The 20,367-nt window shown below is 75.4% G+C and carries 19 protein-coding genes and 1 pseudogene; 10 read left to right on the forward strand and 10 right to left on the reverse strand.

What is annotated here, in order from left to right; all coding sequences use genetic code 11:
• Window positions 1-8: 8 nt before the first annotated feature.
• Both CMN_RS09370 and CMN_RS09375 read right to left on the reverse strand, forming a co-directional pair.
• A complete protein-coding gene (locus CMN_RS09370; RefSeq protein ID WP_015490573.1) occupies window positions 9-1,304 on the reverse strand; it encodes an APC family permease in 1,296 nt (431 codons plus the stop codon).
• Window positions 1,301-2,407, reverse strand: a complete 1,107-nt coding sequence (locus CMN_RS09375; protein WP_015490574.1) for an XdhC family protein — start codon at window positions 2,405-2,407, stop codon at window positions 1,301-1,303. The genes CMN_RS09370 and CMN_RS09375 overlap by 4 nt, the downstream gene beginning before the upstream one ends.
• Before the next feature lie 226 nt (window positions 2,408-2,633).
• Here CMN_RS09375 and CMN_RS09380 point away from each other — a divergent pair, with 226 nt between their 5' ends.
• From CMN_RS09380 to CMN_RS09395, 4 genes are all read left to right on the forward strand, one after another.
• Window positions 2,634-3,149 (forward strand): hypothetical protein, encoded by a 516-nt coding sequence (locus CMN_RS09380; protein ID WP_131666486.1) that lies wholly within the window; start codon window positions 2,634-2,636, stop codon window positions 3,147-3,149.
• Window positions 3,146-3,757, forward strand: coding sequence for a hypothetical protein (locus CMN_RS09385; protein WP_015490576.1), 612 nt, complete (start codon window positions 3,146-3,148; stop codon window positions 3,755-3,757). The genes CMN_RS09380 and CMN_RS09385 overlap by 4 nt, the downstream gene beginning before the upstream one ends.
• Before the next feature lie 13 nt (window positions 3,758-3,770).
• Window positions 3,771-4,364 carry a hypothetical protein gene (locus tag CMN_RS09390; protein ID WP_015490577.1) on the forward strand — a complete coding sequence of 198 codons (594 nt, stop codon included), beginning with the start codon at window positions 3,771-3,773 and terminating at the stop codon, window positions 4,362-4,364.
• 183 nt (window positions 4,365-4,547) lie between these two features.
• Window positions 4,548-6,002 (forward strand): amidohydrolase family protein, encoded by a 1,455-nt coding sequence (locus tag CMN_RS09395; RefSeq protein ID WP_015490578.1) that lies wholly within the window; start codon window positions 4,548-4,550, stop codon window positions 6,000-6,002.
• 10 nt (window positions 6,003-6,012) lie between these two features.
• On the opposite strand, the gene CMN_RS09400 is transcribed toward CMN_RS09395, so the two are convergent.
• Together CMN_RS09400 and CMN_RS09405 are read right to left on the reverse strand one after the other, a co-directional pair.
• Entirely contained in the window at window positions 6,013-6,864 is an 852-nt protein-coding gene (locus CMN_RS09400) for a phosphatase PAP2 family protein (RefSeq protein WP_015490579.1), read from the reverse strand.
• A complete protein-coding gene (locus CMN_RS09405; protein WP_015490580.1) occupies window positions 6,861-7,229 on the reverse strand; it encodes a hypothetical protein in 369 nt (122 codons plus the stop codon). The genes CMN_RS09400 and CMN_RS09405 overlap by 4 nt, the downstream gene beginning before the upstream one ends.
• 73 nt (window positions 7,230-7,302) lie before the next feature.
• On the opposite strand from CMN_RS09405, the gene CMN_RS09410 reads away from it, so the two are divergent.
• Complete coding sequence (locus CMN_RS09410; protein ID WP_015490581.1) at window positions 7,303-7,941, forward strand: nucleotidyltransferase family protein; 639 nt, start codon at window positions 7,303-7,305, stop codon at window positions 7,939-7,941.
• A gap of 18 nt (window positions 7,942-7,959) precedes the next feature.
• Here the strand turns inward: CMN_RS09410 and CMN_RS09415 are convergent, their stop codons facing one another.
• Both CMN_RS09415 and CMN_RS09420 read right to left on the reverse strand, forming a co-directional pair.
• Complete coding sequence (locus tag CMN_RS09415) at window positions 7,960-8,493, reverse strand: iron-sulfur cluster scaffold-like protein (RefSeq protein WP_015490582.1); 534 nt, start codon at window positions 8,491-8,493, stop codon at window positions 7,960-7,962.
• The gene (locus tag CMN_RS09420; protein WP_015490583.1) at window positions 8,490-10,301 is read right to left on the reverse strand and encodes a gamma-glutamyltransferase family protein; all 1,812 of its coding nucleotides are present in this window, start codon (window positions 10,299-10,301) and stop codon (window positions 8,490-8,492) included. Before CMN_RS09420 ends, CMN_RS09415 begins: the two co-directional genes overlap by 4 nt.
• A 103-nt stretch (window positions 10,302-10,404) precedes the next feature.
• Between CMN_RS09420 and CMN_RS09425 the strand changes: the two genes are divergently transcribed.
• The 5 genes from CMN_RS09425 to CMN_RS09445 all read left to right on the forward strand — a co-directional run bounded on the left by CMN_RS09425 (window position 10,405) and on the right by CMN_RS09445 (window position 15,042).
• Window positions 10,405-11,844 (forward strand): MDR family MFS transporter, encoded by a 1,440-nt coding sequence (locus CMN_RS09425; protein WP_015490584.1) that lies wholly within the window; start codon window positions 10,405-10,407, stop codon window positions 11,842-11,844.
• 97 nt (window positions 11,845-11,941) lie between these two features.
• Window positions 11,942-12,970, forward strand: coding sequence for an LLM class flavin-dependent oxidoreductase (locus CMN_RS09430; RefSeq protein ID WP_015490585.1), 1,029 nt, complete (start codon window positions 11,942-11,944; stop codon window positions 12,968-12,970).
• Between the two features lie 115 nt (window positions 12,971-13,085).
• Window positions 13,086-13,901, forward strand: coding sequence for an SGNH/GDSL hydrolase family protein (locus tag CMN_RS09435; protein WP_015490586.1), 816 nt, complete (start codon window positions 13,086-13,088; stop codon window positions 13,899-13,901).
• The gene (locus CMN_RS09440) at window positions 13,898-14,590 is read left to right on the forward strand and encodes an NAD(P)H-hydrate epimerase (RefSeq protein ID WP_015490587.1); all 693 of its coding nucleotides are present in this window, start codon (window positions 13,898-13,900) and stop codon (window positions 14,588-14,590) included. The genes CMN_RS09435 and CMN_RS09440 overlap by 4 nt, the downstream gene beginning before the upstream one ends.
• Before the next feature lie 155 nt (window positions 14,591-14,745).
• Window positions 14,746-15,042 (forward strand): hypothetical protein, encoded by a 297-nt coding sequence (locus CMN_RS09445; protein ID WP_015490588.1) that lies wholly within the window; start codon window positions 14,746-14,748, stop codon window positions 15,040-15,042.
• Between the two features lie 90 nt (window positions 15,043-15,132).
• Here CMN_RS09445 and CMN_RS09450 read toward each other — a convergent pair whose 3' ends face one another.
• From CMN_RS09450 to CMN_RS09465, 4 genes and pseudogenes are all read right to left on the reverse strand, one after another.
• Window positions 15,133-16,161, reverse strand: a complete 1,029-nt coding sequence (locus tag CMN_RS09450) for an NADPH:quinone reductase (protein ID WP_015490589.1) — start codon at window positions 16,159-16,161, stop codon at window positions 15,133-15,135.
• Between the two features lie 41 nt (window positions 16,162-16,202).
• Window positions 16,203-17,767 (reverse strand): annotated as a pseudogene (locus CMN_RS09455) (amidohydrolase).
• The gene (locus tag CMN_RS09460) at window positions 17,764-18,432 is read right to left on the reverse strand and encodes an FMN-binding negative transcriptional regulator (protein ID WP_015490590.1); all 669 of its coding nucleotides are present in this window, start codon (window positions 18,430-18,432) and stop codon (window positions 17,764-17,766) included. Before CMN_RS09460 ends, CMN_RS09455 begins: the two are co-directional and overlap by 4 nt.
• A 125-nt stretch (window positions 18,433-18,557) precedes the next feature.
• Window positions 18,558-20,273: an AMP-binding protein gene (locus CMN_RS09465; RefSeq protein ID WP_015490591.1), complete on the reverse strand. Its 1,716-nt coding sequence runs from the start codon at window positions 20,271-20,273 to the stop codon at window positions 18,558-18,560.
• Window positions 20,274-20,367: the final 94 nt, after the last annotated feature.

Genomic DNA, 20,367 nt, shown 5'->3' on the forward strand with positions numbered 1-20,367 from the left:
CGCGGCGGTCAGCGCATGGCGGCGGCGCGGCGACGACGGGCCAGCACGACCGCGCGCCCGACCACGCCGACCAGCAGCACGCCGACGCCCACCGCGATGGACGCTCCGGGCAGCGTCGCCACGAGCACCAGGCAGCCGACGACGCCGAGGACCTGCAGCCACCGCGGGTACCGCCGGTCCGCGCGCTCCTGCGTGAAGGCCGCGGCGTTGGCGACCACGTAGTACAGCAGCACGCCGAAGGACGAGAAGCCGACGACGCCGCGGATGTCCACCGTGAGCACGAGCGCCACGACGACCGCGGCCACCGCGATCTCGGCCCGCTGCGGCACCCGGTACCGCGGGTGCACCACGGCGAGCGCCCGCGGCAGGTCGCCCGCGCGCGCCATCGCGAGCGACGTGCGCCCGATCCCCGCGAGGAGCGCGAGCAGCGCGCCGAGGCACGCGGCGGCCGCGCCGATCCCGACCACGGGCACCGCCCAGGCCCAGCCCGCGGCGCGCACGAGGTGGGCCAGCGGCGCGGTGGATCCCCCGAGCCGCGTCTCCCCGAGCACCCCGAGGAGCGTCACGGCGACGAGCGCGTAGACGACGAGCGCGCCGCCGAGCGCGAGGAGGATCGCGCGCGGGATGGTGCGCGCGGGATCCCGTACCTCCTCCCCCATGGTCGCGATGCGCGCGTACCCCGCGAAGGCGAAGAACAGGAGGCCGGCGGACTGGAGGACGCCGTAGGGGGTGGTGTCGACGACATCCCCGACCGGACCCGCGGCGGCGCCCGGCCCGCCCGCGACGAGGCCGGCGACCAGCACGAGCGCGATGACCGCGAGGACGACCATGACGATCACGCGGGCGAGCCGGGCCGTCCGGGTCACGCCGAGGCAGCCGACGACCGCCAGCGCGACGACGGCGAGCGCCGCGACCGGCCGCTGCCACGCGACGGGCACGGCGTACGCGGCGAAGGTCATGGCCATGGCGGCGCAGCTCGCGGTCTTGCCGATGACGAACGACCAGCCGGCGAGGAAGCCCGGCCACTCCCCCAGCCGCTCCCGGCCGTAGAGGTACGAGCCGCCGGACGACGGGTAGCGGGCGGCGAGCTGCGCCGACGCCGTGGCGTTGCAGAAGGCGACGACCGCCGCGATCGCGAGGCCCACGAGGAGGCCGGAGCCTGCCGCGCGGGCCGCGGCGGGCATGACCGCGAAGATCCCGGCGCCGATCATCGCGCCGAGGCCGAGCACGGTCGCGTCGAGGAGGCCGAGGCGCCGGGCGAGGCCGGGCTGCGCGGCGGGCGCGGGGACGGGGACGGCGGTCATGCGGTCTCCCGGTGGATGGGGCCGGTGGTCGTGGTCAGCGGAGCGCCCGCGGATCCCGCGCGCGCGGCGAGCACCTCCGCGAGGATCGAGACGGCCGTCTCCTGGGGCGTCGACGCGCCGATGTCGAGGCCGATGGGCGATCGCAGGCGCGCGAGCTCCGCCTCCGTCACGCCCTCCTCCACGAGCAGCGCCCGGCGGCGCACGTCGGTGGCGCGGGATCCCATCGCCCCGACGAACGCGACGGGCAGCCGGAGCGCGGCGACGAGCAGCGGCACGTCGAACCGGTCGTCGTGGGTGAGCACGCAGATCACGGTGCGGGCGTCCACCGCGGTGCGGGCGAGGTACTCGTCCGGCCACTCGGCGACCACCTCGTGCGCGGATGGGAAGCGCGCGCGGGTCGCGAAGGCGGGCCGGGCGTCGCAGACCGTCACCCGGTAGCCGAGCAGCGCGGCCGCGTCGGCGAGCGCGGCGGAGAAGTCGACCGCGCCGAAGACGATCAGCCGGGGCGGCGGGGCGGCGACGAGATGGAGGACGCGCAGGGGCCCGTCGGCGCAGTCGACCTCCGTGGTGCCCGAGCGGCCGGCGGCGAGGGGGGCGGCGAGCTCGGCGCGGATCCGCCGGGCGGGGTCGGGACCCACGGCGGCGTCCACCGCGGGATCTGGTGCGTTCGTGATCCACGTGCCGACGGCCGGTCCCTCCAGCACGAGCGCGAGCGATGCGGCGCGTCCTTCGCGGGCGTCCTCGAGGGCGGCGCGCACGGCGTCCGGGATCGGCGACCGGGCGTCGCCCGCGGGGGCGACCTCGACCACCACCACGCCGATCCGCCCGCCGCACGTGAGCCCGACCTCGAACGCGTCGTCGTCGCTGACGCCGAAGGACGTGAGCGCGGTCACCCCGTCCTCGAGCACGCCCGTGGCGACCTCGACGACCGCGCCCTCGACGCAGCCGCCGGAGATGGAGCCGATGACGCGGCCCGCGTCGTCGACCGCGATGGCCGTGCCCGCGGTGCGGGGCGCGCTGCCGAGCACGTCCGTCACGCACGCGATGGCGAGGCGCCGGCCGTCGGCGAGGGCGTCGAGCACCTCGGCGGCGATCTCGAGCACGGCACCTCCGGATGGGGCGCGCCGGCGAGCGGGCGCGGGACAGGCGGGCAGACCGGGCGGCGACCGCACCGATGTGGATCGCACCGCCCGCGTCAAGCCTCGCACGGCCCCTGCGTAGGGTGGGACGCGGATGCCGGGGGATCCTCCCGCGTCGACGCGCGCGCATCCGCCGCGCCCGAGGAGGCTCCTCCTCCGCGGCGGCATCGCGCTCGCGTTCGGCGCGTTGATGATCGCGTCACGCCGCATCCGGAGCCGCCGGTGGGCGGGCGCGCCCCGCTGGGTCGAGGTGTCCGAGGCTGCCGAGGACGGGGAGCTCCCCCGGGGTGCGGATCCCGCCGCATGGCTCGCGGCGCTGGAGCGGCGGCGAGCGGAGATCCGACAGGAGGCGTGGGGTGTGCCGATCGCGCTGGTCGCCGTCGTGCTCCTGGCCTTCCTCGATGTCGCGAGCGCGGACCGCGCCCTGGCCGGGATCGTGTTCCTCGCGGTCCTCGTCTCCTGGGCCGCCGTGCTCATCGCTCCCGCGGCCGCCGGCGCGACGCCGTGGACGCGCTGCTCATCCCCCTGCAGGATCGCACCCGCGCCGATGGGCAGCGCCGGGCCGCCTGGGCACCGCCCGCCCCCGACGACCGGATTCCCCCGGCTGCTGGATAATGTGCACCGCGCGCGACGACCGGGCGCCCGACCCATCCGAGGAGCGAGCATGACCCCGACGACCCGCCGCGCGTACGGCCCCACCGCATGAAGGCCCTGTCCGACCGGTTCCAGCGCGCTCCCCTCGGGATCGTCTTCGTCGTCCTCTTCGTCCTCGTCGTCGTCATCCGCCTCCTGCTCGAGGCCGTGATGCTGGAGGACGGCCTGTCGGTCGGCCGCGCGATCGCGACCGTCGTCGGGTCGCTGCTGTTCAGCGGCGTGATGACGCTCATCGTCGCCCGCCAGCGCCGTCGCAGCGGCGGCGCCGACACGATGGCCGAGGTGACCACGTCCCTGAAGACCCGGCGGCTTCCGCTCGACGCCGACCCGGCCACGTGGATCCCCGCCCTCGAATGGCGGCGCCGGCAGTTCCGCCGGTCGCTGTGGCTCATGCCCGTGCTCGTCGTGGTGCTGATGGCGATGGGCGTCGCGACCATCGTCTTCGCTCCCGAGTCGCCGGCTGGCTGGATCGTCCTGGGCGTCTTCCTCGTCCTCGGCGTCGTCAGCGTGCTGCAGGCGCGCCGCACGATCCCCCGCATCGACGACCTGCTCGGCCAGCTGCGGGCACGCGACGGCGCCGGTGCGCCCGCAGCCGCGGACGGGGCGTCGACCCTCGACGCGACCCGAGAGGCTCCGACAAGCCCGGCGGCGGACGCCTGATCCGCCGCCGACCGTGACCGGCCCCACGCCCTCGCCGCGCGGCCGCGTGTGGCGCGCCCGCCGATTCGCCGACCGGCACCCCGTCGTGCCCGCGCTGGGCGTCGCCGTCGCCTCCGCGGGGATCATGACCTACTCGCGCGCCGCGTTCGGGCACGAGGTGAGCGTCGACCGGGTCCTCGCCACGCTCACCGTGGGCGCGCTCGGGGGCATCGTCCTGACGGTCGTCCTCCGGCGACGGCGGCGCGGGGGCCCTCCTCTGCTGCGGTGGATCGACGTGTCCGAGGCCGTCGACGACGGCCGCCTGCCCGCGGACGCGGCGGACGACGCGGACGCCTGGCGGTTCCTCCTGCTCCGCCGCCGGGAGGTGCACGACCAGCTCGGCGGACCGTGGGCGGTGCTCGTCGCGGCCGTGCTCCTCGTCGGCACCGTCGCGCTCGGCATGGCCGGCGGCCCGCCCCTCGCGTGGACGCTCCCGGCCGTGATCGCCGCCCTGGTCGCGGGCATGGCCGTGGTCCGCCGCCGCCGGCTCGAACGGATCGACGCCCTCCTCCAGCCGCTGCTCGACGCGGACGAGGACGCGGAGCCCGGACGACGCCCGCCGACCTGACCGCCCCGAGAAGGGTCACCGCTTCCTGAGCGCCGCCGACCGCTGCGGCGTGTCGGAGCGCGCGACCCGCCCCACGGCCGAACATCGACCGGGCGCCCGATCCCGCCCGACGCGCCTGCCCCATGCCCCCGCGGGATCCCGCCCTCCAGCACCGCCGCGCACCAGCCGAGCGAACGGATCCGCATGAGCGACCACCGGACCACCAGCACCCCCGCGCCTCCCGCACCCCTCGGCCGCCGCGCCGTCCACCGCGGCCACGTCCTCCACATCACGGGATCGCCGCGCGTCGAGGACGCCCGACGCCACCTCGTCTCCGTCCCCGACGGCGCGCTCGCGGTCGACGACGCCGGCCGCATCGCCTGGGTCGGCCCCTTCCGCGACCTCCCCGCGTCCTTCGCCGACGCCCCCGTGCACGGCGACGCGTCCGACTTCCTGATCCCCGGCTTCGTCGACGCGCACGTGCACTTCCCGCAGACGTACACGACGAGCGCGCACGGCGGCGGCCAGCTCCTCGAGTGGCTCGACACCTGCGTGTTCCCGTCCGAGGCACGGCTCGAGGACGAGGGCTTCGCGCGCATGATCGCGGCCGACTTCACGCGCCGCCGGATCATGGCGGGCACGACGAGCGCGCTCGTGTTCGGATCCGCGTTCCCGCACGCCCAGGACGCCCTGTTCGAGGCCTCCCGCGACGCGGGCCTGCGGCTGGTGAGCGGCCGCGGGATCCAGACGGTCGGCTCCGGCCCCGCGGCACCGCTGCTCACCTCGGAGGAGGACGCGATCGCGCTGTCGTGCGCGGAGATCGACCGCTGGCACGCCGTCGACACCGGCGACGCGACGACGGCCACGCTCCAGGTCGCGATCGTGCCGCGCTTCAGCCTCTCGGTGACGCCGACGACGCTCCGCGGCCTCGGCGAGCTGTACGACGTGGCGCGCGGCGAGGGCGTCCACTTCCACTCGCACCTCAACGAGAACGACCGGCCGGGAACGGGCGAGATCGCCGCCGTGCGGCAGGTCTTCGGCACCGACACCTACCTCGACACGTACGACGGGCTCTTCCTGCCGGGGTCGGAGCGGGGAGGATCCAGCCTCCTCGGCCGCCGCAGCGTGTTCGCGCACGCGGTGCACTGCCAGGACTCCGAGCTCACCCGCCTCGCCGAGACCGGCAGCAGCATCGCGCACTGCCCGACGTCGCAGCAGTTCCTCGGGTCGGGCACCATGCCATGGCGGCGCACGGTGGCGTCGGGCGTGAACGTGGCGATCGGATCCGACGTGGGCGCCGGCGACGAGTGGCTCGTCTCCCGCGTGCTCAACGACGCGTTCAAGGTGCACCTGTCGGAGCCGGGCTACGCGGGCGTGGAGATCGACGCCGCCGAGCTGCTGTTCACGGGCACGCTCGCCGGCGCCCGCGCGCTCGACATGGAGGACCGCTACGGCAACCTCGACGTCGGCAAGGACGCCGACTTCCTGACGATCAGGCCGGACCTCTGGGAGCCGCTCGCCTTGACGCTCGAGCACGGGATCCGCGCGGACGACGAGGCGCGCGCCACCGACCAGATCCTGTTCACCCTGCTGATGGGGCTGCGCGAGCCGGCCATCGCGGCCGTGCACGTGCAGGGGCGGCGGGTGTCGGCGGGCTGAGGCCGCCCGGTCACGTGCCGTCCGCGTCCCGCTCGCGCGCCTCCAGCAGCCGCAGCCGCACGCGGTGCGCCACCACGACGAGGGCGAGCCACGCGAGGGCGAGCAGCCATCCGGCGATCACGTCGGTCAGCCAGTGATGGCCGAGGTAGACGCGGCTGAGGCTCACGGACGCGGCGAACGCGATTGCGATCACGTAGGTGAGCACGCGCGTGGCCCGCCGCATCTGCCGGAGCACGAGCAGGTAGGCGACGATCCCGGCGACCACGCTCGCGTTCAGCGTGTGGCCGGACGGGAACGACGGCGACGTCTCGTAGGGCGGCACGGCGTCGGCGCGCGGCGGGCGGTCGCGGCCGACGAGCTCCTTGCCGACCTCGGTCATGAGCAGGGATCCGGCGCCCGCGGTGAGCCCGAGCACGACCGGCACCCACTGGCGCCGACGGATCGCGAGGACGACGATCACCGCGACGCCCACGATCGGCACGGCGTAGACGCCCGCCGCCTCGGTGAAGACGGTGACGGCGGTCTCGAGCCACGGCGAGCGGACACCCATCGCGAGGTGCAGCGCGGGCTCGTCGAGGAGCTCGACGCTGTCGTCGTCGATCACGGCGACGTAGAGGCCCGCGAACAGGCTCGACGCGGCGGTGATGACGAGGAGGCCGAGGACCAGGAACGCGGCGAAGGCACCCGAGGGACCGACGCGGGTCGCGACGCCGGTCGCCGCGCGGGCGACGCGACCCGGCGGGCGGGTGCGCGGGCGGCGCGGCGGTAGGCGGTCGCCGGTGGAGGCGACGCCGGCGCCGGCGGGCGCGGCGGATGCGGGACCCGCGTCACGCCGCGCGGATCCGGAGACGGGCCGGGTCACCCGTGGACGAGGGCGGACGACGGGACGCGGTCGCGCTGGCGCACGGCGGCCGTGATGAGGCCGACGACGCCCGCGACGAGGCCCACGACGAAGGTGGCGACGCCGCCGAGGATGCCCATCAGGACGATCCCGAACGTGCTGACGCCCTCGTCGAGGGAGCCGGGTCCCGTCTGCGCCGACCAGGTGGCGAGGATCGCGAGGCCCAGCGCGAGCACGAGGGCGACGACCGTGCAGCCGACGACGTACCAGCCCCACCCGGCGCCGCGGGCCTTGGCGACGGCGAGGACGACGGCGACGAGGATCGCGAGCACGGGCACGCCGAGCGACAGGGTGAGGGCGAGCGCGGAGGCGGTGTCGGGATCCATGGATCGAGCGTAGGCCGCGCGGCCGAGCGGAGCGAGGGCGAGGGCGCGGCGGGCGCGCTCCTAGCATGGGCGGATGGCGGGATCACGGGACGCGGACGACGACAGGCGGTCCGCCCGGCGGATCGCGGGCGTCGTCCTCGCCGCCGGCGCCGGCACCCGCTTCGGCGGCCCCAAGGCGCTCGCGACGCATCCCGAGGGCACGCCCTGGCTCGCGACCGCGATCCGCGCGCTCGCCGACGGCGGCTGCTCCCCCGTGCTCGTCGTGCTCGGCGCGTCCGCCGACGAGGCGGCGGCGCTGCTCGGGACGCTTCCCGAGGCCGACGGCGCGCTCGTCGTGCGCGCCGACGACTGGGCCGATGGCATGTCCACCTCCCTGCGCGCGGCGCTCCGCGCGGCCGCGGCGCTGGACCCGCCGCCCGTCGCCCTCGCCGTCGTGCCGGTGGACGTGCCCGACCTCGACGCCGCCACGGTGCGCCGCACGCTCGACGCGGCACCGGTGGATTCGTCGACCCTCCGGCAGGCCGTCTTCCGGCGCCGCCCCGGCCACCCCGCCCTGCTCGGCCGCGACCACTGGCAGCCGCTCGCCGCCGAGGTGCGCGGGGACGCGGGCGCCCGCGCCTACCTGGCCGCGCACGGGGCGCTCCTCGTCGAGACCGCCGACCTGAGCACGGGCGAGGACGTCGACCGGCGACCTCGACGCGGCGACGCCTGATCCGCCGCCGGACGAGCCTCAGCGCCCCAGCGCCTCCTCCAGCGCGTGCCAGGCGAGCAGCGCGCACGTGCCGCGGAGCGGGTAGCGGCCGGAGTCGGCGAGGGCGAACGCGTCGCCGAGCCGGTCCTCCGCGCCGGGCCGCAGCTCGTGGGAGCGAATCAGGGCGCGCAGCTCGACGACGAGCGCCGACGCCTCCGCGGCCGTCCGCCCCTCGACGAGCTCGGCGAGCATCGACGCGGACGCCTGCGAGACCGTGCAGCCGCGGCCGTGCCAGCGGACGGCGATGCGATCGGCGGGATCCACCGCCGCGCCCGGGTCGACGGGCGGGCGCGCCGGATCCACCGCGAGCATCCGGAGGTCGACCACGTCGCCGCACGTCGCGTTGCGCTGCTCGGAGGCACCGAGCACGACGCCGGCCGACGGCGTCGCGGCGCCCGGCTCCGCCACGAACCGCCCGGGCGCCGACGCCGCCCGCACCGCCGCGTCGCTGCCGACGCGCCGCCGGGCGTGGTCCGCGATCAGCGCCGATGCGATCTGCCGGTCGAGCGTCATCGCCCGACCGCGTACCCCTGCGCCCCGCGCGGGTTGGCCGCGGCGCCGAGCAGGCCCGTGGCGGGATCCCGCGTCACGGCCGAGAGCCGCCCCAGCGTCCAGTCGCCGACCACCTCCACCTCGTGGCCGCGGGCACGGAGATCCGCGATGACGTCGTCGCCCACGCGGCCCTCGACCACGAGCCCGCCGGGCGTCCAGGTGCGCGGCCAGAACGATCCGGGGACGCTCGTCGTGTGGAACGTCGGCGCGTCGACCGCCTGCTGCGGGCTGAAGCCGCCGACGATCGTGCGCAGCAGGTAGGGCAGCTGCCACTGGTCCTGCTGGTCGCCGCCGGGCGAGCCAAGCGCCTCGACAGGCTCGCCGTCGCGCGTGATCAGCGTGGGCGTCAGCGTCGTCCGCGGGCGACGGCCGGGCACGAGCGACGACGGGCCGCCGGGCTCGAGCCACGTCATCTGCAGGCGCGTGCCGAGGCAGAAACCGAGCGACGGGATGAACGGCGACGACTGGAGCCAGCCGCCGGAGGGCGTGGCGGAGATCATGTTGCCGAAGCGGTCGACGATGTCGAGGTGGCAGGTGTCGCCGCGGGTCTCGCCGCTGCGGGAGACGGTGGGCTCGCCCGTGCCGCCGGCGGACGCGGGCGCGTCGCCCTCGACCACGAGAGGGGGCAGGAAGGGCTCGACGCCGTCGACGTGCCCGGGCCGCAGCTCGTGCGACGCCTCGTCGGCGATGAGCGCGCACCGCTCGGCCGCGTACCCGGGAGACAGCAGCACGTCGAGGGGCGCGCCGCCCGGCACCGCGTCGCCGTAGTACGCCTCGCGGTCGGCCAGCGCGAGCTTCTGCGCCTCGATGATGCGATGGATCCCGGCAGCGGTCGCCGGGTCGATCTCCTCGTCCGTGAACCCGTCGAGGATCGCGAGCGCCTGCAGCAGCGCCGGGCCCTGGCCCCAGGCGTCGGTCTTCCAGATCCGGAGGCCGCGGAACTCGATCGACACCGCGTCCTCCCAGGACGCGCGGGAGGCGGCGAGGTCCTCGGCGGTGAGGAGCCCCGCGTGGTCGGCGCCGGTCGAGTGCCGGTGCGGGTCCTGCACGCTCGCGACCATCTCCTCCGCGACGAAGCCCTCCGCCCAGACGGTGCGGGCGGCCTCGATCCGCTGCTCCCGCGTCGCGTCCGGGCCGGCGGCGGTCCACGCCTCGGCGAGGATCCGCTCCATCGCCGCCCCCCACGCCGGGTTGCGCACGAGCGACCCCGCGACGGGCGCCTCGCCGTCCGGCATCCAGAACGCCGCCGACGCGGACCAGTGCTCGCGGAAGAGGTCGCCGACGCCCGCGATGGTGCGACGCACGCTCTCGAGCACGGGGTGCCCGTCGCGCGCGTACCCGATCGCGAACGCCCACACGTCGGCGAGCTCCCATGTGCCGTGGTCCTTCAGCAGGAGCAGCCACGCGTCGACGGCGGCGGGCACGGCCGCGGCGAGCGCGCCGGCGCCGGGCACGCGGTCGAGGCCCTCGGCGCGGAAGCGCTCGGGCGTCGCGGCGGCGGGCGCGGATCCCTGCCCCATGAGCAGCTTCGGCGCGTCCTCGCCCGCGACGTGCACGACGGCCGTCATGTCGCCGCCGGGGCCGTTGAGGTGCGGCTCGACGACGTGCAGCACGAACGCGCTGGCGACCGCGGCGTCGAACGCGTTGCCGCCGCGCTCGAGCACGGCCTGGCCGGTGCCGGACGCGAGCCAGTGCGTGGAGGCGCTCATGCCGAACGTGCCGCGGAGCGTGGGTCGGGTGGTGAATGCGTCGGGCGCGCGGAACGTCACGAGGGGTCCTTCCGGTGGGATGCCCCAGTCGACCACACCCGTTCCGCTCGGTGCGGGAATGCCGCCGGCCCTGCGCCCGTTCACCGTTCGACCCGGGAGGCCCATGACTGACACCACTGGCGTCGGATTCCGATCCGAGCGCGGACCCATCCTCATCGCCCTGATGCTGACGACGGGCCTCGTGGCCATCGACTCGACCATCCTCGCCACCGCGGTGCCGTCCATCGTGGACGACCTCGGCGGCTTCGCCTCGTTCCCGTGGCTGTTCTCCATCTACCTGCTGGCGCAGGCGGTGTCGGTGCCGCTGTACGCGAAGCTCAGCGACACCGTGGGGCGGAAGCCGATCATCCTCATCGGCATCGGCCTGTTCCTCGTCGGATCGGTGCTGTGCGGGTTCGCCTGGAGCATGCCGGCGCTCATCGCTGCCCGCGCGATCCAGGGCCTCGGCGCCGGGGCCGTGCAGCCCATGGCGATCACGATCGCGGGCGACATCTACACGGTCGCCGAACGCGCGAAGACCCAGGGCTACCTCGCGAGCGTGTGGGCGGTGTCCAGCGTGGTCGGCCCGACCCTCGGCGGCGTCTTCTCCGAGTTCGCGTCGTGGCGGTGGATCTTCTTCGTCAACGTGCCGCTGTGCCTCCTCGCCGGCTGGATGATCGTCCGCCGCTTCCACGAGTCCATCGAGCGCACGAAGCACCGCGTCGACTACGCGGGCGCCGCGCTCCTCACGGTGGGCCTCAGCCTCCTCATCCTCGCGGTGCTCGAGGGCGGGCAGGCCTGGGCGTGGGACTCCGTGCCGAGCATCGGCGCGTTCGCGGTCGGCGCCGTGCTGATCGTCGCGTTCCTGCTGGTCGAGCGCCGAGCCGCCGAGCCCGTGCTCCCGCTCTGGGTGTTCTCCCGCCGCCTCCTGCTCACGACCACGCTCGTGTCGCTCGGCGTCGGCGCGATCCTCATCGGCCTCACCTCGTACGTGCCCACCTACCTCGAGGGGTCGCTGCGCGTCACGCCGCTCGTCTCCGGCCTGGCGCTCGCGGCGCTCACGATCGGCTGGCCCATCTCGGCGTCGCTCTCGGGTCGCCTCTACCTCCGCATCGGGTTCCGCCGCACCGTGCTCATCGGCATGGCGCTCACGATCGTCGGCACCGGATCCATCGCGCTGCTCGCCGGCGCCCCCACGCTCGCCGGGATCGCCGCCGGATGCTTCGTCGTGGGCCTGGGGCTCGGGCTCGTCGCGACCCCCAGCCTCATCGGCGCGCAGTCGAGCGTCGGCTGGGGCGAGCGCGGCGTGGTCACGGGCGCGAACCTCTTCGCCCGGTCGATCGGCAGCGCCGTGGGCGTCGCGGTCTTCGGGGCGATCGCCAACGCGATCTTCGCCGCGTCCGCGGGCGGCCAGAAGGATCCGGACGCCGTGATCGCCGCATCCGGCGCCGTGTTCCTCGCGGTCGGCGTGTGCGCGCTCGCGACGGTGGTCGCGGGTCTGCTGATGCCGGAGTCGCGCGTCGAGGACACCGAGATCGCGCGCGCCGAGCCCGCGGCCGGCTGACCCGCGGCGCCGCCCGCCCGATTCGCGGGAATGCCGACCCCGCCCCTACAGTTGACCCAGATGCATACGTTCGCATGAATCAAGGAAGCAGGGCAGCATGGCGCAGGAGATCGAGCTCGGACTGGACACGTTCGGCGACGTCACGGTCGGACCGGACGGCCGCGAGCTGCCCTACGCCGACGTGATCCGCAACGTCGTCGCCGAGGGCGTGCTGGCCGACCAGGTCGGCATCGACTTCATCGGCCTCGGCGAGCACCACCGCGACGACTACGCGATCTCCTCCCCCGAGGTCGCGCTCGCCGCCATCGCCGCGAAGACGTCGCGCATCCGCCTCGGATCCGCCGTCACGGTCCTCAGCTCCGACGACCCGGTGCGCGTCTTCCAGCGCTTCGCCACGCTCGACGCCGTCTCGGACGGCCGCGCCGAGGTCATCCTCGGCCGCGGCTCGTTCACCGAGTCGTTCCCCCTCTTCGGCTACGAGCTGAGCGACTACGAGCGCCTCTTCGAGGAGAAGCTCGGCCTCTTCGCCGAGCTCGTGAAGGAGACGCCCGTCACCTGGAGCGGCTCCACGCGCGCTGGCCTCACCGAGCACGACGTCTTCCCGAAGACGGCCGCGGGGATCACGACCTGGGTCGGCGTCGGCGGCAGCCCCGAGTCGGTCGTGCGCGCCGCGCGCCACGGCTTCCCCCTCATGCTCGCCATCATCGGCGGCGAGCCCCACCGCTTCGCGCCGTACGCCGACCTGTTCGCGCGCGCCCTCGACCAGCTCGAGCAGCCGCGCCTGCCCGTCGGGATCCACTCGCCCGGCTACGTCGGCGAGACCGACGCCGAGGCGCGCGAGGCGTTCTTCCCCGACTACCAGGTGATGCACGCCCGCATCGGCAAGGACCGCGGATGGCCGCCGCTCGCCCGCGCCTCCTACGAGCAGGAGATCGAGCACGGCTCGCTGTACGTCGGATCCCCGGAGACCGTCGCCCGCAAGATCGCCGCGACGCTCGAGGCCGTGGGCGCCACGCGCTTCGACCTCAAGTACAGCGCCGGCCCGTTCTCGCACGAGCGCATGATGGGCGGGATCGAGCGCTACGGCACGATCGTCGCGCCCATGGTGCGCGACATCCTGGCCTGATCCGCCCGGCCCCTCGCCGACGGCATCCCCTCCGCGGTGGAGGGAGTGCCCGCGGGCGGGATATCCTGCGATCGTCCCCATCCCGGGGGCGTCGCGACGGATGGGACGTGCTGCGATGACCGGCGCAACGAACCCCGACGCCGAACCGGGTCGCGACGAGGCCGTGGACCCGCTCCACGAGCCGTCGCCCGACCCCGTGCGGGGCTCCCGGGCGCTGTCCGCCGGGCCGCTCGCCTCCCTGCGCTCGGCCACCATCGGCCTGCTCCAGTACCGCGTGCTCTACCGCAAGATGCGCCGCGCCACGTTCCCGCGCGACTCCCCTACGGGCTCGCTGCCGGGCCCGGATCCCTATGGCCTGGCCGTCGTGGGCGAGGGCACCGCGGTCGGCTACCAGACCGTGTCGCACGACCTCGGCGTCGCCGGGCAGGTCGCGCACAAGCTCGCCGTGCGCACCGGCCGCGGCGTCTTCTGGTCGGTGCAGTCCTTCCCCGACTTCACCGTGCGCTCCTGGCGCGCGGGGCTCGACGCGTTCCCGGCCTGGGCGAGCACCGACGTGGCCGTGCTCGCGCTCGGCATCGGCGACGCCATCCGGTACACCCCGACGCCGCTGTGGGAGTCGCTGCTCGACGCGTGCATCACGGGCGTGCAGGAGCGCATGCCCGAGGGCGCGCTCGTGCTCGTCACCGAGGTTCCGCCGCTGGAGATCTCGCCCGTCACGCCGTCGCTCATCGCGGGGGCCGTGGGGCGCCACGCCGACGCTCTGAACCGCAGCACGCGCCGGGTCGTCGCGCGGCACGAGCGCGTCGAGAGCGTGCCGTTCCCGGCCTGGCGGATCCCCGAGTTCACGGCGCCGAACCTCGAGGACACCCTTTACGGCCGCGTCTACCGGGCGTGGGCGGAGCTGCTGGTGGAGCGGATCGCGCCGTCGTGAGCGACATCGCCTCGATCGCGGACGGCTACGCGGCCGCGGACATCCGCGCCGCCGAGGCCCCGCTGCTCGCGGCCGGGGCGCAGCTCATGCGCGTCGCGGCCGCGGGCCTCGCGCGCGTCTGCCGTGCCGAGGCGCCCGACGGGGCCGTGCTCGTGCTGGTCGGCGCGGGGAACAACGGCGGCGACGCCCTGCTCGCGGCGGCCGAGCTCGCGCGGGACGGCCGCGAGGTGCGGGTGATCCGCACGGCGTCGCGCATCCACGAGGTCGGCGCCGCGCGGGTGGCCGCTGCCGGCGTGCCGATCACGCCATCCGAGGAGCTCGACGACGCGGGCGTGGCGGCGCTGGGCCGGGCGTCCGCGCTCGTCGTCGACGGGATCCTCGGCATCGGCACCACCGCGAGCCCCGCCCTCCGCGGCGAGGCGCGCCGCGTGGTGGCCGCGCTCCTCGGCATCGTCCGCGACGCGGGCGGCCCGGTCGTCGTCGCGTGCGACATCCCGAGCGGAGTGGGCTGCGACGACGGCCAGGTGCCGGATCCGACCGTGCTGCCTGCGGACGTCACCGTCACGTTCGGCGCGGGCAAGCCCGGCCTCATGCGGGGACCCGGCCGCGCGCTCGCGGGCCGCGTGGAGCTGGTCGACGTGGGGCTCGACCTCTCCGGGACGATGCCGCGGGCGCGCGCCGCGCCCTGACGACGCGCCCGGGCGGGCCGTTGTCCCCGATATCGCCGACTTCACCCGACGCTCCCGCTGCGGGAGAGTCGAGGCAGGCCATCCGGCCCGTCGAAGGGGGACGACACCATGCACGATCACGCCAGGGAGCGCCGCATCACGGGCGGAGGGCCGGCATGACCGGCCCGCTCGCCCTCGCCATCGCCAACGCCGCCGTCATGGCGGTCGTCGCACTCGCGGGGGCGCGCACCCCGCGGTGGCTCCGCGGATCGTCGTGGCTGCTGCTCGTCGTCTCGCTCGGGGTGCTCGCGCTGCACCTCCTCGGCGACGCGTGGGACGTCCCGACCAACGCGCTCGCGATCACGTTCCTGATCTCCACGTGCCTCAACGCGAGTGCCCTCGCGCCGCTCGTGATGCAGCGGCTGCTGACCCGGGCGTCGCGCTCGCGGCGCCGGGTGGCGGGCACCGAGTAGCCCGCGACCACCGCAGCCGACCTGCCGCGAGAAGACGGATGGCCGCATCGCCCGAGGGCGGTGCGGCCATCCGTCGTCCGGGGCCGGGGCCTAGGCCGGTGTCACGTCGATGAGCACCTTGCCGGTCATGCCGTCCTCGACCGCCTGGTGGGCGTCGGCCGTGCGCTCCAGCGGGAAGCGCGTGACGGGCAGGCCCGCCTCCTCGCCGACGGGCAGCGCGCCGTCGATGAGCGCGAGGTGGATGTCCGCGCGGGCCGCGTCGAGCGCCTCCTGGCCCACCGTGTACAGCAGCAGGAACTGGTAGCGCAGGTTCTTCACGAAGCTGTCGACCACGGGCAGGGTCACGGTGTCGCCGCCGTTGTTCGCGTAAACGGCGACCGAGGCGCGGTTCTTCGCGACCGCCTGGTTGAGCTCCGCGTTCTGCGCGGGGGCGACCTCGACGATCAGGTCGACGCCGTCCGGCGCGAGCCCCGAGATCTCCGCGGCGGCGTCGCCGGCCTTGTAGTCGACGACGTGCTGCGCGCCGGCGGCGGTCGCGAGGGCGGCCTTCTCGGGCGAGCTGACCGTGGTGATCACGGTCGCGCCGGCCCATCGCGCGAGCTGGATGGCCGCGTGGCCGACCGCGCCAGCCCCGCCCGCGACGAGCACGTGCTTCCCGGCGAGGGCGCCGGGCGCGAGCCGCGACGGGCCGTCCTCGGAGACGGTGAGCGCGCGGTGCGCGGTGACGGCGGGCACGCCGAGGCTCGCGCCGAGGTCGAAGGAGAGGCCGTCGGGCAGGGGCGCGACGCGGTCGACGGGGAGGACGGTCTTCTCCTGCGCGGTGCCGGTGGGGCGGCCGTGGGCGGCCAGCATGATCCAGACCCGGTCGCCGACGGCGAGGTCGATGACGTCCGGGCCGACGGCGTCGACGACGCCCGCGCCGTCCTGGTTCGGGACGACCTCGGGGAACGGCAGCTCCTGGCCGGGCGATCCGCCGTCGCGGGACTTCCAGTCGGTGGGGTTCACGCCCGAGACGACGACGCGGACGCGCACCTCGCCGGGGCCGGGGGCGGCTTCGTCGCGGTCGACGGGCTGCAGGACGTCGGGGGCACCCGTGCGGGTGTAGGTGATCGCTCTCATGCAGGGCCCAACGCCCGGCGGCCGCGCGGTGTTCCTGCGGGTCAGCCGCCGAGCGTGTCGTGCGTGAGGCGACCGCCGAGGAGGGTCGCGGCGACCCGCATCGCGCGGAGGTCGTCGGCGGAGGTGGAGCCCGCGAGCGGATCCCGGTCCACGACCGCGAGGTCGGCCCGCTCCCCCGGCGCCACGCGCGTGCGGACGGAGGCGTCGAGCGCGGCGGCCCGGTCGATGGCCTGCTCGGGGTGCCAGGGCTCCCGGCCGTCGCGCGCGCGGCCGACGGCGGCGCTCATGGTGGCCCACGGATCCAGGGGCGCGACGGGCGCGTCGGGCCGAGCGCGAGGCGCGTCCCCGCGGCGCGGAGGTCGGCGAGCGCGAAGGCGCGGGCCGTGCGCCCGGCCCAGTAGACGTCGGCGATGTCGCGGTCGTCCATGGCGTGCTCGGGCTGGACGCTCGCGACCACGCCGAGGGCGGCGAACCGGGCCACGTCCTCGTGCGTCAGCAGCTGGGCATGCTCGATGGATCCCGCGGTCCCGTCCGCGTCGCGATGCGCGCCGCCGAGCACGCGGTCGAGGTGCGCGAACGCATCGAGCGCGAGCCGGTTCGCGTGGTCGCCGATCGCGTGGATCGCGGGCCGCAGCCCCTGCCGCGCGGCGCGCTCCATGAGCTCCCGCAGCTCCTCCGGCGGGACGGAGAGCTGGCCGCACGCGCCGCCGTGCACGTCGCCGCCCTGGCCGTCGAGGTCGGGGTACGGGTCGAAGCAGTAGGCGGTGCGGGTGTTGAGGGATCCATCGGTGACGACCTTCGCGGGCCCCACGCGCACGAGCCCGCCCGTGCCGGCGAGCACGTCGCCCGAGCGCAGGCCCGCGTCGCGCGCCCGGTCGAGGTCCTGCGGCCAGATGCCGGCCTCCACGCGGAGCGCGTCGTGCCCGAGGGCGGCGAGGCGGCGCCAACGGCCGGCGTTCCAATCGATCTCGAGGTCGACGACGCCGACCACGCCGCGGCGGGCGGCCTCGCGGGCGACCTGCACGGCCTGCGCATCGAGCGACGACGCATCGCCCTCCTCCACGCGGTACATGAAGTCGAAGCAGTCGTCCTCGCGCAGGAGCCCGGTCGGGTGGTCCCCGTAGCCGTGGGGCGCGAGCGCGGCCGAGCTCGCCCAGCAGCAGTGCAGGTCGCCGCTGACGAGGAGCACGGGCGTGTCGCCCGCGACGGCGTCGAGGAGGTCCTTCGTCGGGAGGTCGGGCCACAGCCCGTCGCGGAAGCCGTAGCCGACCAGCGCCTCCGGGGTGCCGGCGCGCGTGACAGGGCCGGATCCGGCGGAGGCCGCGCGGGCCGCGAGCGCGTCTCGCACGAGCGCGACGGCCTCCGCCGCGGACGACACCCGGGACAGGTCGAGGCGGCGGGACACCTTGGTCCACTGCGTGAAGTGCACGTGGTTGTCCCATAGGCCGGGGATGACGAACCGGCCGTCGAGCGCGCGCGTCTCGACGCCCGCGGCGTCCGCGGATCCGGCCGGTCCGACGGACGCGACGACGCCGTCGCGCACGAGCACGTCCACGGGCGCGTCGGATCCGGGCAGGCGTCCGCCCGCGAGGAGAAGCGCGCTCACGCGTCGGCCCCGACGGAGCCGCCCCCAGCCCGCGCCTGCGCCCGCCGCATCTCCGCGGCGAGCGCCGGGTTCGGGTACTCCGCCCCATGCTCGAGCTCGTGGAGCACGCGCTCGACGACGTGCGGCGGCTTGTTCTGGCTGAGCTTGGCCTTCGCGACGAACCGCGTGGCGACGAGCCGGAGGCCGACGGTGCCGGCGCTGATGCGGGCGGCGTACGCCGCGTCCTCGAGCGTCCCCTCCATGCGGCGGGGCTCCGGCATGCGGTCCTCGAAGCGGTCCACCAGCTGCCCGAGCACCCGCAGGTTCTCCTCGGGCGAGAGGATCTCGACGCGGCAGGTCAGGTGCGCGCTGACGTGGTTCCAGGTGGGCACGGCGGGGTCGGCGTCGTACCAGCCGGGCGACACGTAGCCGTGCGGGCCCTGGACGATGACGAGCACCTCGCCGTCGGCGCCGTCGCGCTGGCCGAGCTCGTGGATCCGCTCGTCGGGGCGGCCCACGTGGGTGAGGAGCGTGAGGTCGTCGCGGTCGGGATCCAGCAGCACCGGGTAGTGCGAGGCGACGAGCCCGGCCTCCGTGTCGCTGACGATCGTGGCCCACGGGTTCCCGTCCACGAGGCGGCGGATCTCGGCGACGTCCTCGAGCGCGAACGACGGGTTCTCCCTCACCGGGCGGCCCGCCGCGGCTCGAGGGCGGGCGGGGAGGCGAGGCGCATGACGGGATGCTACCGGCCGCCGGGCGCCGCTCCCGTCACCGCACGTCGGCCCGCCGGAGCCGCGCCGCCGACGCGCGGTCAGCGCGCCCGCAGCCCCGGGAACTGGTCGTCGCGCCACTCGCCCTCGAGCCGCTCTCCGGCGTCGGATGCGGCCACCTCGCGCTGGCGCAGCTCGACCCGGCGGATCTTCCCCGACGCGGTCTTCGGCAGCTCGCCGAACTCCACGCGGCGCACGCGCATGAACGCGGGGCACCGCTCGCGCGCGTGCTTCAGCACGGCGAGCGCGGTCGCCTCGTCGGGCTCCCACCCGGCGGCGAGGTGCACGTACGCCTTCGCGACGTTGAGCCGCACGTCGTCCGGCGCGCCCACGACGGCGGCCTCCGCGACCGCCGGGTGCTCGATGAGCACGCTCTCGACCTCGAACGGCGAGATCTTGTAGTCGGAGGACTTGAAGATGTCGTCGGTGCGGCCGATGAAGGTGATGGTCCCGTCGGCGTCGCGCCGCGCGACGTCGCCCGTGTGGAAGAAGCCGTCCCGCAGCGACTCGGCCGTGCGGGCGTCGTCGCCGAGGTAGCCGGCCATGAGGTTCACGGGCCGCGTCGTCAGGTCGAGGCAGATCTCGCCCTCGTCGGCGGGCTCTCCGGTCACGGGATCCACGAGCACGAGGTCGACGCCCGGCAGCGCCCGCCCCATCGAGCCCGGCACGACGGGATCGCCGGGCGCGTTGGCGACGATGGCGGTGGTCTCGGTCTGGCCGTAGCCGTCGCGGATGGTGAGGCCCCACCACTCCTCGATGCGCGCGATGACCTCGGGGTTGAGCGGCTCGCCGGCGGACATGATCTCGCGCAGCCTCCCCGGCCGCTCGCGGATCCCCGCCTGGATGAGCATGCGCCACACGGTCGGCGGCGCGCAGAACGTCGTCACCTCGGCCCGGTCCAGCTGCTCCACGAGCGCGTGCGCGTCGAAGCGCGCGTAGTCGTGCACGAAGACGGTGGCCTCCGCGATCCACGGCGCGAAGAAGCAGCTCCACGCGTGCTTGCCCCATCCGGGCGAACTGATGGCGAGGTGCACGTCGCCCGGCTGCAGCCCGAGCCAGTACGCGGTGGTGAGGTGGCCGACCGGATACGAGACGTGCATGTGCACGACCATCTTCGGCTTGCTCGTGGTGCCGGACGTGAAGTAGACGAGCGCGGGATCCGTGGAGGCGACCGCGATGCCCACCCGGTCGGCGGGCGCGTCGTCGGCGTCGCGGTAGTCGCCCCAGCCGTCGGGCACGGGCGCGTCACCCGCGACTCCGATCGCGATGCGCGCGTACTCCCCCGGCACGTCGTCGAAGACGGCCGTGTGCGCGAGGTCGGCGATGACGTGGCGCACGCCCGCGCGCACGACGCGGTCCGTGAGGTCGGCCGACCCGAGCACGGTCGAGGTCGGCAGGATCACGGCACCCGCCTTCATGATCGCGAGCATCGTCTCCCACAGCTCCACCCGGTTGCCGAGCATGAGCATCACGTGGTCGCCCTTCCGGACGCCGCGGGCGACGAGCCACGTCGCGACGCGGTCGGAGCGCGTCGCCATCTCGTCGAAGGTGAGGCGGCGCTCGGATCCGTCGCCCGCCACGACCCGCAGCGCGATGCCGTCGTTGCCCCGGGCCATGTCGTCGAACCAGTCGACCGCCCAGTTGAAGGAGTCGCCGACGTCGGGCCACTCGAAGCGCGCGACCGCGGATGTCCGGTCGGTGCGCATCTCCTGAAGGAGGTCACGGGCGGCGCGGTAGGAGGAGTTGGCTCGGGTCATGGGTCCATCCTGCCGCCCGCGCCCGCGTGCAAGCGGCCGGTGATCCCCGGACCGCACCGCATCGCGCACGGCTCCGAAGCAAATATGTAGTGCA

This window comes from Clavibacter nebraskensis NCPPB 2581 (genome assembly GCF_000355695.1).
Lineage (GTDB): Bacteria > Actinomycetota > Actinomycetes > Actinomycetales > Microbacteriaceae > Clavibacter > Clavibacter nebraskensis.

Coding starts and splice junctions, on each gene's coding strand:
- CMN_RS09430 (WP_015490585.1), top strand. CDS start 11,942: ATGGCGCAGGAGATCGAGCTCGGACTGGACACGTTCGGCGACGTCACG.
- CMN_RS09425 (WP_015490584.1), top strand. CDS start 10,405: ATGACTGACACCACTGGCGTCGGATTCCGATCCGAGCGCGGACCCATC.
- CMN_RS09435 (WP_015490586.1), top strand. CDS start 13,086: ATGACCGGCGCAACGAACCCCGACGCCGAACCGGGTCGCGACGAGGCC.
- CMN_RS09465 (WP_015490591.1), bottom strand. CDS start 20,273: ATGACCCGAGCCAACTCCTCCTACCGCGCCGCCCGTGACCTCCTTCAG.
- CMN_RS09415 (WP_015490582.1), bottom strand. CDS start 8,493: ATGACGCTCGACCGGCAGATCGCATCGGCGCTGATCGCGGACCACGCC.
- CMN_RS09395 (WP_015490578.1), top strand. CDS start 4,548: ATGAGCGACCACCGGACCACCAGCACCCCCGCGCCTCCCGCACCCCTC.
- CMN_RS09445 (WP_015490588.1), top strand. CDS start 14,746: ATGACCGGCCCGCTCGCCCTCGCCATCGCCAACGCCGCCGTCATGGCG.
- CMN_RS09410 (WP_015490581.1), top strand. CDS start 7,303: ATGGCGGGATCACGGGACGCGGACGACGACAGGCGGTCCGCCCGGCGG.
- CMN_RS09450 (WP_015490589.1), bottom strand. CDS start 16,161: ATGAGAGCGATCACCTACACCCGCACGGGTGCCCCCGACGTCCTGCAG.
- CMN_RS09405 (WP_015490580.1), bottom strand. CDS start 7,229: ATGGATCCCGACACCGCCTCCGCGCTCGCCCTCACCCTGTCGCTCGGC.
- CMN_RS09370 (WP_015490573.1), bottom strand. CDS start 1,304: ATGACCGCCGTCCCCGTCCCCGCGCCCGCCGCGCAGCCCGGCCTCGCC.
- CMN_RS09385 (WP_015490576.1), top strand. CDS start 3,146: ATGAAGGCCCTGTCCGACCGGTTCCAGCGCGCTCCCCTCGGGATCGTC.
- CMN_RS09380 (WP_131666486.1), top strand. CDS start 2,634: ATGATCGCGTCACGCCGCATCCGGAGCCGCCGGTGGGCGGGCGCGCCC.